Annotated in this window: 10 protein-coding genes; 8 read left to right on the forward strand and 2 right to left on the reverse strand. The window is 69.3% G+C overall.

Going from position 1 to position 14103, the window contains the following annotated elements:
• Nucleotides 1–16: 16 nt before the first annotated feature.
• Nucleotides 17–976, forward strand: a complete 960-nt coding sequence (gene gluQRS, locus BN118_RS02195) for a tRNA glutamyl-Q(34) synthetase GluQRS (protein WP_014905472.1) — start codon at nt 17–19, stop codon at nt 974–976.
• Here gluQRS and BN118_RS02200 read toward each other — a convergent pair.
• A complete protein-coding gene (locus tag BN118_RS02200) occupies nt 963–3584 on the reverse strand; it encodes a GDYXXLXY domain-containing protein (protein WP_014905473.1) in 2622 nt (873 codons plus the stop codon). The genes gluQRS and BN118_RS02200 overlap by 14 nt on opposite strands.
• A gap of 63 nt (nt 3585–3647) precedes the next feature.
• Here BN118_RS02200 and BN118_RS02205 point away from each other — a divergent pair, with 63 nt between their 5' ends.
• The 7 genes from BN118_RS02205 to BN118_RS02235 all read left to right on the forward strand — a co-directional run bounded on the left by BN118_RS02205 (nt 3648) and on the right by BN118_RS02235 (nt 12188).
• The gene (locus BN118_RS02205) at nt 3648–6275 is read left to right on the forward strand and encodes a DNA topoisomerase III (RefSeq protein ID WP_010929817.1); all 2628 of its coding nucleotides are present in this window, start codon (nt 3648–3650) and stop codon (nt 6273–6275) included.
• 151 nt (nt 6276–6426) lie between these two features.
• Nucleotides 6427–7491 (forward strand): ABC transporter substrate-binding protein, encoded by a 1065-nt coding sequence (locus BN118_RS02210; protein ID WP_014905474.1) that lies wholly within the window; start codon nt 6427–6429, stop codon nt 7489–7491.
• Complete coding sequence (locus BN118_RS02215; protein ID WP_041166124.1) at nt 7491–8261, forward strand: ABC transporter ATP-binding protein; 771 nt, start codon at nt 7491–7493, stop codon at nt 8259–8261. Before BN118_RS02210 ends, BN118_RS02215 begins: the two co-directional genes overlap by 1 nt.
• Before the next feature lie 8 nt (nt 8262–8269).
• Nucleotides 8270–9103, forward strand: a complete 834-nt coding sequence (locus BN118_RS02220) for an ABC transporter permease (RefSeq protein WP_014905476.1) — start codon at nt 8270–8272, stop codon at nt 9101–9103.
• Between the two features lie 12 nt (nt 9104–9115).
• Complete coding sequence (locus BN118_RS02225) at nt 9116–9895, forward strand: SDR family oxidoreductase (protein WP_014905477.1); 780 nt, start codon at nt 9116–9118, stop codon at nt 9893–9895.
• A 73-nt stretch (nt 9896–9968) separates the two neighbouring features.
• Nucleotides 9969–11402 carry an aldehyde dehydrogenase family protein gene (locus BN118_RS02230; protein WP_010929820.1) on the forward strand — a complete coding sequence of 478 codons (1434 nt, stop codon included), beginning with the start codon at nt 9969–9971 and terminating at the stop codon, nt 11400–11402.
• 27 nt (nt 11403–11429) lie between these two features.
• The gene (locus BN118_RS02235; RefSeq protein ID WP_003818228.1) at nt 11430–12188 is read left to right on the forward strand and encodes an SDR family oxidoreductase; all 759 of its coding nucleotides are present in this window, start codon (nt 11430–11432) and stop codon (nt 12186–12188) included.
• Nucleotides 12189–12243: 55 nt separating this feature from the next.
• Here the strand turns inward: BN118_RS02235 and ilvB are convergent, their stop codons facing one another.
• Nucleotides 12244–14094 carry a biosynthetic-type acetolactate synthase large subunit gene (gene ilvB, locus BN118_RS02240; RefSeq protein WP_010929822.1) on the reverse strand — a complete coding sequence of 617 codons (1851 nt, stop codon included), beginning with the start codon at nt 14092–14094 and terminating at the stop codon, nt 12244–12246.
• Nucleotides 14095–14103: the final 9 nt, after the last annotated feature.

A 14103-nucleotide genomic window follows, 5' to 3' on the forward strand; every position in this document is an offset into this window, starting at 1 on the left:
TGCGGCCGCGCCAGACATGGCGCGCCGGCCCGTGCTGGCGCGCCATCGCATTGATTTCCGGAACCGCGTGAATTACATCGGCCGCTTCGCCCCCAGCCCCAGCGGGCCGCTGCATGCCGGCTCGCTGGTCGCGGCGCTGGCCAGCTGGCTGGACGCCCGCGCCCATCATGGCCTGTGGCGCCTGCGCATCGAGGACGTCGACACGCCGCGCACCGTGCCCGGCGCGGCCGGCGTCATCATGGATCAGCTGCGGGCCCTGCACTTGCATTGGGACGGCGAGATCATGTGGCAGTCGCGGCGCGGCGCGGCTTACCAGCAGGCATTCGACGCCCTGGCCGCGCGCGGCCTGATCTACGGCTGCGGCTGCACCCGGCGCGAGATCGCCGACTCGGCGCTGCGCGGCACGGCTGGCGTCGATGGCGAACGCCCGTATCCCGGCACGTGCCGCGAGGGCCTGCCCGCGGGCCGCCAGGCGCGTGCCTGGCGGGTGCGCGTGCCGCCCGGCGTCGAGACCTTCGTCGATCGCTGGCTGGGGCCACAGCAACAGGACGTGGCGGCCGCGGTCGGCGATTTCGCCCTGCGCCGCGCCGACGGCCTGTGGGCCTACCAATTGGCGGTGGTGGTGGACGACGCCGACCAGGGCGTCACCGACGTGGTGCGCGGCGCCGACCTGCTGGGCTCGACCGCACGCCAGCGCGTGCTGGGACGGTTGCTGGGCCTGGCCCCGCCGCGCGTCATGCATGTGCCTCTGATCGTCGACCCGACCACGGGCCTGAAACTATCGAAGCAGAATGGCGCGCCGGCGCTCGATTGCAGCCAGCCGCTGCGCATGCTGCAGCAAGCCTGGAGCGGCCTGGGCTTCGCGCCCCTGGCGGCAGCCACGCCCGAGGCATTCCTGCAGGCGGCCACCGCACAATGGGCGCAACGTTTCGGCATGCGCCACGCCACCGTGCCGGCCGGTCCTAAAGCGGATTGAGATCCTCGCCCAGCATGCGCACCAGCAGGCCGGTCCCCCTGTCGTCCACGCGCATCTCGCCGTAGCGCGCGCGCTGGTAGCGCTGCTGCTCGCCTTCCGGAAAGAAATAGGCGTTGGTCACCAGGCGCACGCCGCTGGCGCGCAGGCGATAACGCAGCACGATCTCGTTGCCGTCGCGCGGCGCGGCCTGCTCCTGGATGCGCACCGGGCGCGCCACGCCGCGCTCGTCGGGAGCCAGTACGACGTAGCCATCGATGTGGGCGAACGCGGCGGCGTCCTGCCCGTCGGCCGGCCTGTCGTTGCGCCAGCGTTCGATATCCTCGCCCGCGGCAAATCGCAGCGCCATGTAGTCGCCCTGCATGAGCGAACGCGGATCGACCGGGGCCAGCTCCAGGATCGCCACCCGGCCCTTGGCCAGCAAGGCTTCGCGCTGCCAGATATTGCCGTTGACGACGGCCAGGGTCACGGCCAGCCCGGCCAGCACCAGGGCCACCCGCCAGCGCAGGGAGCGCGACGGCGGCCCCATGGGCGCGCGCGTCGCCGGGGCAGCGGTGCGCATCCATTGCGGCACCAGCCACACCAGCAGCCGGCCCAGGAACAGCAGCAGGGCGCCGCCGGCCAGCCACAACGCCTTGTCCAGCAGCGGGATCTGCAACTGGTAGTAGTAGATCATCAGGTAGGCCAGCAGGCTGATCACGCCCAGCATGGTCAGGCGCGGCTTGTGCAGGCCGAAACCCAGCAGCAGCCACGCCAGCGCGAAGGCCACGCCCGGGCTGGGCAACCAGAACAGCGCCAGTACCAGCAAGGCCAGCGGGACGCCCCAGAGCATGCCGGCGGTCAGCTGGCGGCGGCGCGGCCACAGCACCGACAGCGCAACCGCCACGGGCAGCAGGACGCCGGCGACCGTCAACACGGCGGTGGAGGGGTGCAGCGCCCAGAGGGCCCGCAACTGCATGGCCGTCACGCCGCCCGCCAGCCACACCATCGATTGCACCGCCAGCGCCAGCGCCCAGCCCAGCGGGTCGAGCTGCTGCGGCCGGATGCGCGACCATCGATGGCCCAGGCTGAACGCGACCGCCGCGCCCCAGGCGCCGACCACGGCCACGGGCAGCCATACGAATGCAGCGCGCAGCGCGTCGAACTCCAGCAGCAGGCCCAGCAGTTGCTTGTCGCCCATGCCGGGGGTGAGCCCGCGCCAGATCAGCCCGGCGCCGGCCAGGGCGATCATCCAGCCGCTCAGAAAGCGCAGCAGGAGATCCGGCGTGAGGGCATAGACCACCGCGCCCAGGGCCAGAATGAAGAAGCACGCGCTGGCGAACGAGGCGCTGTCCCATAGCCCCACCATCACCAGGATCTGGCCCGCAAAGCCCATCGCCGTGGCGCACTGGCGCCAGAACGGGCCCGAGTCGGTGCGCAGCACCGTCACCGCCACGATACACAGGCCCAGGCCGGCCACCAGCGCCCCTTCCTTGCTGGCGACGATGCCCGACGCGGCCACGAACAGCAGCAGCAGCCAGGTGGCCAGCCAGGCGCTCAGTCCCAGCAGGCCATGCACGTACCAGGGCGTCTCGGCCGCGCCACGGGCGTCCTCCGGCGCCAGCTCCAGCACTGGAGCGCCGGCTTCGGCCGGGTCGAGCCCATTGCCGGCCGAGGCGCCCGCGGGCTCGGCGTCGACCGCGGCCCGGGTGGACTGCTCGCCCAGCCGGCGCAGCCAACGCACCGCCCAGACCGCCTCGGCCATCAGCAGCCCGGCCAGCGGCAGCGCCGCCCACACGCCGGGCTCCAGTTCCAGCAGCCAGGCGCCGACCACCCGCAGCGATACGCAGATCATGGCCGCCGCCAGCAAGGCCAGGATGACCAGGTCGCGCCGCACCTGCTGATAGTAGAAACCCATGCCCAGCGTCGTGGCGATCCAGGCGATTCCGGTGGCCGAGGCCAGGTCGGCCAGGGCGCCGAAATCGAACAGCAGGGCCGCCACCAGCACGCCTTGCGCCAGCAGCGCCAGTACGCGCGGGCCGACCCGCGTGCTGACGTGGCGGTGATGCGCCACCCATTCCCAGCAGGCCAGCATGGCCAGGTTCAGGGCCGCCAGCACCGGCGCGGGAAATCCCGCCCCGGACAACGACCACCACCATGATAGTAAGCGCTCACCTAGCCAGAGCGCCACGGCTACATTGAGTATCAGTGCCCAAAGCAGCCAGAGCGCCTGGCTGGCGCCGGCCAGCGCCCATGGCAGCAGCAACAGCGCCCACCAGGCGAACAGTTCCCAGGTATCGGCGCCAGTCTGGTAAGTTTGACCCAGCAAGGCCAGCAACGCCCCCAGGAACAGGCCTGCCAGCACCAGCAATGCGCCGACGCCATGGCGGCGTACCCCGGTGGCCTCGCGCAGGCGCCAGGCCACCCAGGCGGCGATCACGGCCGACAGCGCCAACAAGCCCTGCGCCCCCGCGAATCGCTGGATTTTGGTCATGGCCGGCCAGTTGGCCGCCACCCAGCAAACCACCGCGCTGCCCAGCAGCACGACCCCCAGCCACAGGGTCGCGCGCCCCAGGAACTGACGCCATGCGTACAGCTCCGAACCCGCCTGTTGGTGAGTATCGACTTGCATGCCCCGATTCTCCGCTCTTATCATCCGCGCTAACTGCGGCGGGACTGCCGCCACTGGATACACATGAACAAAACGTTGATTATTGCCGAGAAACCCTCGGTGGCCCTGGATATATCACGCGCCTTGGGAGGCTTTGCGCGCGAGGGCGACTATTTTGAAAGCGATCGTTACGTGCTGGCTTCCAGTATCGGACATTTGCTCAGTCTGGTGGCGCCCAACGACCCGGTCAAGGGCAAATGGAGCTTCACGCACCTGCCGGTGATCCCGCCCGCCTTCGAACTGGGACCGACCGACAAGAAATCGGCCGAGCGCCTCAAGCTGCTGGTACGGCTGGCCAAGCGCAAGGATGTCGACGCCATCATCAACGCCTGCGACGCCGGGCGCGAAGGCGAACTGATCTTCCGCTACATCGTCCAGTTCGCCGGCGTGAAAAAGCCGATCCAGCGCCTGTGGCTGCAATCGATGACGCAGCAGGCGATCCGCGACGCCTTCGCCAACCTGCGCGACGACGAACAGCTCAAGCCGCTGGAGGCCGCCGCGCGCTCGCGCGCCGAGGCCGACTGGCTGGTGGGGATCAACGGCACGCGCGCCATGACCGCCTTCAACAGCAAGGACGGCGGCTTTTTCAAGACGCCGGTCGGCCGGGTGCAGACGCCCACGCTGGCCATCGTCAATGAACGCGAAAACCGCATCCGTTCGTTCGTCTCGCGCGACTACTGGGAAGTGCACGCCACCTTCGTGGCGGCCGCCGGCCTGTACGAAGGCCGCTGGATCGACCCCGCATTCAGGAAAGACGAGCGCGATCCGGAAAAGCGCGAGTCGCGCCTGTGGTCGCTGGCCGCCGCGCAAAGCGTGGTGGCGGCCTGCCGCGCCCAGAGCGGCAGCGTCACCGAGGAATCCAAGCCCTCGACGCAGATGTCGCCGGCGCTGTACGACCTCACCTCGCTGCAGCGCGAGGCCAACGGCCGCTTCGGCTTCTCGGCCAAGACCACCCTGGCGCTGGCGCAGACGCTGTACGAGCGGCACAAGGCGCTGACCTACCCGCGTACCGATTCGCGCTATCTGCCCGAGGACTACATCAACACCGTGCGCCAGACCATGCAGGTCCTGGCGCAGGGCGATTCCAACGCCGTCGGCGCCCTGTCGCGCCATGCCGATACGGTACTCGCGCAAAACTGGGTCAAGCCCAACCGGCGCATCTTCGACAACAAGAAGGTGTCCGATCACTTCGCCATCATCCCCACGCTGCAGGTGCCGCGCGACCTGAGCGAAGCCGAAGGCAAGCTGTACGACCTGGTGCTCAAGCGCTTCCTGGCGGTGTTCTTCCCGGCCGCCGAGTACCGCGTCACCACGCGCCTGACCGAAGTGCAGGGCCACCGCTTCAAGACCGAGGGCAAAGTGCTGGTCACCCCCGGCTGGCTGGCCGTCTACGGCAAGGAGGCCCAGGGCGAGGACGCCAACCTGGTGCCGGTGGCCGACGGCGAGACCGTGCGCGCCGAGGACGTCGAAGCGGTCGGCCTGGCGACCAAGCCGCCGGCGCGCTACAACGAAGCCACGCTGCTGTCGGCGATGGAAGGCGCCGGCAAGCTGGTCGACGACGAAGAGCTGCGCGAGGCCATGTCCGAGCGCGGCCTGGGTACGCCGGCCACCCGCGCGGCCATCATCGAAGGCCTGCTCAACGAGGCGTACCTGCGCCGCGACGGGCGCGACCTGGTCCCCACGGCCAAGGCGCGCCAGCTGATGGCGCTGCTTTCGGGGCTGGACGTCTCCGAACTCACCTCGCCCGAACTCACCGGCGAGTGGGAGCACAAGCTCAAGCAGATCGAGCAGGGCGCGCTGGACCGCGCCGCCTTCATGCGCGAGATTGCCCAGATGACCCAGGTCATCGTCAAGCGCGCCAAGGAGTACGAACGCGACACCGTGCCGGGCGATTACGCCACGCTGCAAACGCCTTGTCCCAAGTGCGGCGGCGTGGTCAAGGAAAACTATCGCCGCTTCGCCTGCACCCAGTGCGATTTCTCGATCGGCAAGCATCCGGGCGGACGCACCTTCGAACTGCCCGAGGTCGAAGAATTGCTGGCCAAGCGCGAGATCGGCCCGCTGCAGGGGTGCATCAGCAAGATGGGCCGCCCGTTCGCCGCCATCCTGCGCATCAGCGGCGAGTACAAGCTGGAGTTCGACTTCGGCCAGAACGACGAGGAAGACAACGAAGCCGTCGACTTCTCCGGCCACACGCCCGTGGGCGCCTGCCCGAAATGCAGCGCGCGCGTCTTCGAGCACGGCATGAGCTACGTGTGCGAGAAATTGGTCGGCCTGCAGAAAAGCTGCGACTTCCGCTCGGGCAAGGTGATCCTGCAACAGGAGATCTCGCGCGAGCAGATGGAAAAGCTGTTGACCGCCGGCCGCACCGACTTGCTCGACGGTTTCGTCTCCAGCCGGACCAACCGCAAGTTCAAGGCCTTCCTGGTGCGCCAACCCGACGGCAAGGTAGGCTTCGAATTCGAGCCGCGCGGCGACAAGCCCGGCCGCCCCGGCGCGGCGGCCAAGAAGGCGGCAGGCAAGACCGCCACCAAGACGGCGGCCAAGGCGCCTGCCAAGACCGCGGCCAAGAAGGCCGTCAAGAAAGCCGCCCCCAAGAAGGCGGCCACCAAGACCGCCGCCAAGAAGGCCGCCAAGAAATCGGCTGCCTGAACGCACGGCCCCGCGTCATCGCGCACCCCGCGCGATGACGCGCCGCATCCTGCCCGTACCCGCACCGCGCGGTCCACGCGACCGACGCGGCCAGTTGCGTTATCGTTGCCGCAATCCACTGGCAAAACCGCCTCCCCCATTCGAGGATGACATGACTGCACTCCGTTCCCCCCGCGGCGCCACGCGGCGGCGCTTCCTGGCCGGCAGCGGCGCCCTGATGGCCGTGGGCCTGGCGGGCTCGCGCCTGTCCTGGGCGCAGCCGGCGCTGGGCCGGGTTGCCTACGGCCAGGGCAGCATCGATCCGTTCTTCGCCGCGGGATACGTGGCGCTGAAGCAGGGCTATTTCGCCGCGGACGAGCTGGAGGTGGAATACCTGAACTCGCAAAGCGGTCCGCGCACCAACCAATTGCTGGCCGCCGGGCAGATCGTGTTCGGCGCCACCGCGGCCACCGCCGCGCCGGCGCTGACGCTGGCCGGCAAGCCGGCCGCCCTGGTGTTCGGGTTCGACCGCAAGCTGACCTACGCCAACATCATCGTGCGCCGGGCCGACTACGAAAGCGGCAAGATCCGCACGCTTGCCGACCTGGCCGGCAAGCGCGTGGGCGCGACGCAGCCGCAATCGAGCACCTGGCTGATGGCGCTGTACCTGATGCAGAAGGCCGGCGTGGCCGACAAGGTCGATATCCGCCCGCTGGGCGACCTGGCCACCATGCTGGGCGCGCTGAAGACCGGTTCGGTATCCGCCTCGATGGCAACGCTGTCGATGATGGAACAGGCCGTCCAGGAAGGCTGGGGCATGCCCATCTTCGACGCCACCACGGAAGCCTCGTGGCAGGAGTTCATGGGCGGCGACGTGCCCGGCATCGCCGCGCTGACGCTGCAGGACACCATCCAGAAACGCCCGGAAGTGGTGCAGGCCTTCGTCGGCGCCCTGGTCAAGGCGCAGGATTTCATCAGCGCCAACAGCGCGGCCGCCGTCACCGATCTGATCTACGACGACTACCTCAACGCCTACGCGCGGCCGGTCATCGAGAAGACCATAGGGCTGTACCAGCAAACGGTTTTCCTGCGCGACAACATCATCACCGAGGACGCCTACGCGCGCATGACCGCCATCATGGGCGACGGCCGCCAGTTCTCCAACGAGGAGCTGAAGAAGGTGCCGTACAGCGCCTGCGTGGACATGCGATTCGTGCGCAAGGCCCGGGGCCTGTGATGATCGAGCTCGAGCACGTCGGCAAGGTCTACCAGGCCCGCAATGCCACCGTGCACGCCGTAGGCGAGGTCAGCCTGCGCATCGACGATGGCGAGTTCGTCGCCATCGTCGGCCCGTCCGGCTGCGGCAAGAGCACGCTGCTGAACATGATCGCGGGCTTCCTGCCGCCCACCACCGGCACGGTCCGCGTCGCCGGCGCGCCGGTGGCCGGCCAGGTTCCGCCGGCGCTGGGCTACATCTTCCAGAAAGACACCCTGCTGCCCTGGTTCAATGTGCGCAAGAACGTGGCGCTGGGCCTGCGGTTCCAGGGCGTGGACAGCGCGCGCATCGCCCGGCGCGTGGACGAACTGCTGGAGCTCGGGCACCTGAGCGGTTTTGCCAACGCCTATCCGCACCAGTTGTCCGGCGGCATGCGCCGCCGCGTTGCGCTGCTGATGAGCCTGGCCGTCGAGCCACGCATCCTGTTGCTGGACGAACCCTTCGGCGCGCTCGACACCCACACCAAGACCCATCTGCATCGCGAGCTGGGCGAGATCTGGCGCAAGCTGGGCCAGACCATCGTCATGGTCACGCACGACCTGGACGAGGCGATCACGCTGGCCGACCGGGTCGTCGTCCTGTCGGGCCCGCCCAGCCGCGTGCTGCTCGACGAGCGCATCGCCATCGCCCACCCGCGCGACGTCTTCACGCTGCGCGACACGCCGCAGTTCACCGCGCATATGCGCAGCCTGTTGGCCGTCCTGGGCCAGCAGTTCCGCAACGCCGCCTGAGCCCGCCGATGTCCTCCGATTCCCCGCTCCCGGACGCGCTGCGCGATGGCGTGCGGCGCCGCCTGCGCGTCACGGCATGGCAGCTGCTCATCCTGGCGCTCATCCTGGGCGCCTGGGAAGGCCTGACGCGCGTTCCCTGGTTCGTGCAGAACACGATCTTCGATCCCTTCTTCATCAGCCAGCCCTCGCGCGTGGCGCAGCGCCTGTGGCAATGGATGCAACCCGGACCGCAATCGGTCTGGCCGCACCTGTGGCTGACGCTGCAGGCCACGCTGCTCGGCCTGGCGGTTGGCGTGGGCAGCGGCTTCGTGGTCGGCCTGGCGCTGTCGCGCAGCCGCATGCTGGCCGATGTGTTCAACCCGTTCATCGTGGCCTTCAATTCGATGCCGCGCATCGCCTTCGTTCCGCTGATCACGATGTTCTTCGGGCTGGGCATGGCCTCCAAGGTCGTGACTTCGTGGTTCGTGGTGTTTTTCCTGGTGTTCTTCAATACCTACAAGGGCGGCCGCAGCGTCGAACGCGAGCTGGTGGACTTCTGCCGCACCCTGGGCGGCTCGCCGCGCCAGATCCTGTGGCGCGTGCGCATCCCGACCGCCGCGGCCTGGACCTTCGCGGCGCTGCCCAACGCCATCAGCTTCGCGCTCATCGGCGTGGTGCTGGCCGAATTCGTCGGCTCGACCACCGGCATGGGCTACCTGATGATCACCGCGCTGGCCACGCTGAACGCCACCGACATGTTCGCGGCCGTAACGCTGCTCTCCGTCGTCGGTATCGTCCTGGTGTACTGTGTAACGTGGCTCGAGCGTAGACTATTGCACTGGGCCCCGGAATTCCGTGACTGAACGTCCGTAGACATGATCTCCCTACCGTATCTGCAACGCTTCGCCCTGTCCGGCCAGGTGGCCTTGGTCACCGGCTCGGCGCGCGGCCTGGGGCTGCGCATCGCGCAGGCACTGGCCGGCAGCGGCGCGCATGTACTGATCAACGGCCGCGACGCGCACGCCGTCGAGGCCGCCGTGTCGGACCTGCGCCAGCAGGGCCTGCGCGCCAGCGCGCAGCCGTTCGACGTATCCGACGAGCAAGCCATGGAGCAGGCCTTCGCGCGCATCGACGCCGAACACGGCCGGCTCGACATCCTGGTCAACAATGTCGGGGCTCGCAACCGCAAGCCGCTGGCCGAGACCAGCCCCGCCGAAATCCGCGCCATGATGGACACCAACCTGATCGCCGGCATCCTGCTGGCGCGGCTGGCCGCCCAGAGCATGATGCGCCAGCGCTATGGCCGCCTCATCGCCATCACCTCGGTGGCAGGCGAACTGGCGCGCGCCAACGACGCCGTCTATCCGGCCGCCAAGCAGGGCCTGACCGGCATGATGCGCGCCCTGGCCGTGGAGTTCGGCGGCCACGGCATCACCAGCAACGCCATCGCGCCTGGCGCGTTCGCCACCGAGACCAACGCGGCAATCGCCAACGACCCGCAGGCCGGCGCGGCCATGGCGGCGCGCAACCCCACCGGCCGCTGGGGCGATCCCGAAGAGATCGCCGGCGCGGCCGTCTTCCTGGCCTCGCCGGCGGCCTCGTATGTCAACGGCCACGTGCTGGTGGTCGACGGAGGGCTGTCCGTCCAGTTCTGAGCTTGCCCGACCCGCGAGGCTGCGCGCCGTTTCCCTGCAGGACTTCCCCAACATTCTTCAGAGGTGGTACAGCATGAAGCAGCACTTTATCGACAACGCCTCGGTACCCGGATCCTCGGGTGAACGCATTCCCGTCATCGATCCGTCCACCGGACAGGAATTCGACAGCATCGCGCGCGGCAACGCCGCCGACATCGACCTGGCGGTGCAGGCTGCGCGACGCGCCTACGAGGGCGCCTGGGGCCGCCTCAGCGCCGCCGAACGCGGCCGGCTCATGCTTGCGCTCTCGCTCAAGGTGCTGGAGCACCGCGACGAGCTGACCGCGCTCGAATCGCGCGATTGCGGCAAGCCGCTCAAGCAGGCCCGCGCCGACGTCATCGCCATCGCCCGCTATTTCGAGTACTACGGCGGCGCGGCCGACAAGCTGCACGGCGAGACCATCCCCTACCAGCAGGGCTATACCGTGCTGACGCTGCGCGAGCCGCACGGCGTCACCGGCCACGTGGTGCCCTGGAACTACCCCCTGCAGATCTTCGGGCGCAGCGTCGGCGCCGCGCTGGCGGCCGGCAACGCCTGCGTGGTCAAGCCCGCCGAGGACGCCTGCCTGTCGCTGCTGCGCGTGGCCGAACTGGCCGCAGAAACCGGCTTTCCCGCCGGGGCGCTCAATATCGTGACCGGCTATGGCCATGAGGCCGGCGACGCCCTGACGCGCCACCCGGGCATCGACCACATCTCGTTCACCGGTTCGCCGCGCGTGGGCGTGCTGGTCACGCAGACGGCGGCCGAGCGGCATGTCCCGGTCACGCTGGAACTGGGCGGCAAATCGCCGCAGATCGTCTTCGCCGACGCCGATCTCGACGCCCTGGTGCCGGTGGCCGTCAATGCCATCGTGCAGAACGCCGGCCAGACCTGCTCGGCCGGCAGCCGCCTGCTGGTCGAGCGCGGCGCCTACGAGCGCGTGCTGGAGCGCCTGGGCGCGGCCTTCGCGGCCTTGCGCGCCGGCCCCGCGCAAAGCGACCTGGATTGCGGCCCGCTGATCCGCAAGACCCAGCAGGAGCGCGTGCGCGGCTTCCTGGACCTGGCGCGCGGCGATGGCATCGCCACGGTGGCGCAAGGCCGCATCGTCCCCGAGGCGCCGGCCGAGGGCTACTACCAGGCGCCCACGCTGCTGCGCGACGTGCCGGTGGACCACCCGCTGGCGCAGGAAGAAGTCTTCGGTCCCGTGCTGGCGGCCATTCCGTTCGACGACGAGGCCGACGCGGTGCGCATCGCCAATGCCACCGAGTATGGCCTGGCGGCCAGTGTGTGGACCCGCGACGGCGGCCGCCAGCTGCGCATCGCGCGCAAAGTGCGCAGCGGCCAGGTCTTCATCAACAACTACGGCGCGGGCGGCGGCATCGAACTGCCCTTCGGCGGCGTGAAGGCCAGCGGCCATGGGCGCGAGAAAGGCTTCGAGGCGCTCTACGGCTTCACGGTGCTCAAGACCATCTCGATCAAGCACGACTGACCCATACCGACAACGAGGAGACACAAGATGCGATTGAATGGCAAAACGGCCATCGTCACCGGCGCGGGCTCGGGCTTTGGCGAAGGCATCGCCGCGGCGTTCGCGCGCGAGGGCGCCAAGGTGGCGGTCGCCGATATCAACGAAGCCGGCGGCCAGCGCGTGGCGGCGGCGATCAACGCGGCCGGCGGCCAGGCCGTCTTCGTGCGCGCCGACGTCTCGGACAACGCCGCCGTGGCCAACCTGCTGGCCGCCACGCTGAAGGCGTTCGACGGGCTGGACATCGTCGTCAACAACGCCGGCACCACGCACCGCAACCGGCCCATGCTGGAAGTCGAAGAAGACGAGTTCGACCGCATCTACGCGATCAACGTCAAGAGCATCTACCTGACCGCCAAGCACATGGTGCCGTACTTCCGCGCCCATGGCGGCGGCTCGTTCATCAATATCGCCTCCACGGCCGCGATACGGCCACGTCCGGGGCTCACCTGGTACAACGGCAGCAAGGGCGCGGTGGTCACCACCAGCAAATCGATGGCCGCCGAGCTGGGGCCGGACAACATCCGCGTCAATTGCGTCAACCCCGTGATCGGCGCCACCGGCCTGCTGGCGGACTTCATGGGCGTGCCCGACACGCCCGAGAACCGCAAGCGCTTTCTCGCCACCATCCCGCTGGGCCGCTTCTCCACGCCGCAGGACATCGCCAACGCCTGCCTGTACCTGGCCAGCGACGAAGCCGCCTTCATCACCGGCGCCTGCCTGGAGGTGGATGGCGGCCGCTGCGTGTAGGCGCGCGGCGACCGTCCCGGGTGCCTGTCCCCGCCGGGGGGACAGGCACCCGGGATCACGCCTGCGGGCTCGGGGACTCCGGCAAGGGCGGCTCCTCGTACCACTGGCCGTCGGCCAGCATCATGCGATGATGGCCATGGCCGGCCGGCATCATGGGAAAGCAGTTCTCCTGCTCGGCCACCGCCACGTCGAGGAAGTAGGGACCAGGGTGTTCGAGGCAGGCCGCCAGCGCGGCATCCAGGTCCTGCGGCCGCTCCACGCGCGCCGCGCCCCAGCCGAAGGCGCGCGCCAGCGCCACGAAATCCGGTAGCGACGCGTTGTAGCTGTGGCTGTAGCGCCCGCCATGGATCAACTCCTGCCACTGGCGCACCATGCCCATGTAGCCGTTGTTGCACAGCACGATCTTGACCGGCACATCGTGCTGCATGGCGGTGGACAACTCCTGGATGTTCATCAGCACCGACGCGTCGCCGCTGACGCACACCACGGTCTTGCCGGGATGCGCGATCTGCGCGCCGATCGCCGCCGGCACGCCGTAGCCCATGGTGCCCGCGCCGCCCGAGGTCAGCCAGCGATTGGGACGGTCGAAGCGCAGGTACTGCGCGGCCCACATCTGGTGCTGGCCCACATCGGTCGACACGATGGCGTCGCGTCCGTCCAGCGCCGCGCCCAGGCGGTGCATGAGATGCTGCGGCAGGATCTCGTCGGCCGCCGGCGTGTACGCCAGGCAGTCCCGGGCGCGCCAGGTGTCGATACGCTGCCACCAGGGCCCCAGCCGCTGCGCCGGCAGCGGGCTTGCCGCCAGTTCGTCGCGCAGCGCCTGCACCAGCGGCAGGCAGTCGCCCACCAGGGCGACGTCCACGCGCACGACCTTGTTGATCGACGCCGGATCGATGTCGATGTGGATCTTGCGCGCATGCGGACAGAACTCGGACAGCTTGCCGGTAATGCGATCGTCGAAGCGCACGCCGATGCACACGACCAGATCGGCGTTGTGCATGGCCAGGTTGGCCTCCAGAGTGCCGTGCATGCCCAGCATGCCCACGAACTGCGGATCCGAGGCGGGAAACGCGCCCAGTCCCATCAGGGTCAGCGTGCAGGGCGCGCCGCTCTGGCGCACCAGCTCGGTGAACGCGGCGCAAGCCTGCGGCCCCGAATTGACCAGGCCGCCGCCGCCGTAGAAAACCGGCCGGCGCGCCTGCGCCAGCAGCGCCGCGGCGCGCCGCACCGCACCCTGCGGCACCCGTGTGGCGGCCTTGCCGCCCTGGCGCCGTGCGCGCAGCGCCGCCAACTGCCTGCGCGCCGGATCGGCCTCGCCCTGCGGCGCGTCCGCCGGGCTGGCCAGCTGGATGTCTTTCGGAAAATCCACCAGCACCGGACCGGGACGTCCCTGGCGCGTCAGGTCGAAGGCGCGGCCCACCACCTCGGCCACGTCCTGGACCGCGCGAATCTGCGTATTCCACTTGGTGACCGAGCGCGAAATGCCGATGGCGTCGCATTCCTGGAACGCGTCGGTGCCGATCGCCGCGGTCGAGACCTGGCCGCTGATGCACAGCACCGGCACCGAATCGCACATGGCGTCCAGCAGACCCGAAGTGGTGTTGGCCATGCCCGGCCCCGAGGTGACGAACACCACGCCCGGCCTGCCGGTGGTGCGCGCGTAGCCTTCCGCCGCGTGTACCGCGGCCTGTTCATGACGCACCAGCACATGCCGCAAGCGCGGCTCGGCGTACAAAGCGTCGTATAGCGGCAACACGGCGCCGCCCGGATAGCCGAACACCGTATCGACGCCACGCTCGATCAGGGTGTGCAGGAGTATCTTCGCGCCATTGACGGCGGCCGCGTGTTCGACTTGCTGAAGGGCGGAAAGCGTGGAGGTATGCAGACGGTCGTTCATGCTGACCATCTTATGGGG

The organism is Bordetella pertussis 18323, from assembly GCF_000306945.1.
Lineage (GTDB): Bacteria > Pseudomonadota > Gammaproteobacteria > Burkholderiales > Burkholderiaceae_B > Bordetella > Bordetella pertussis.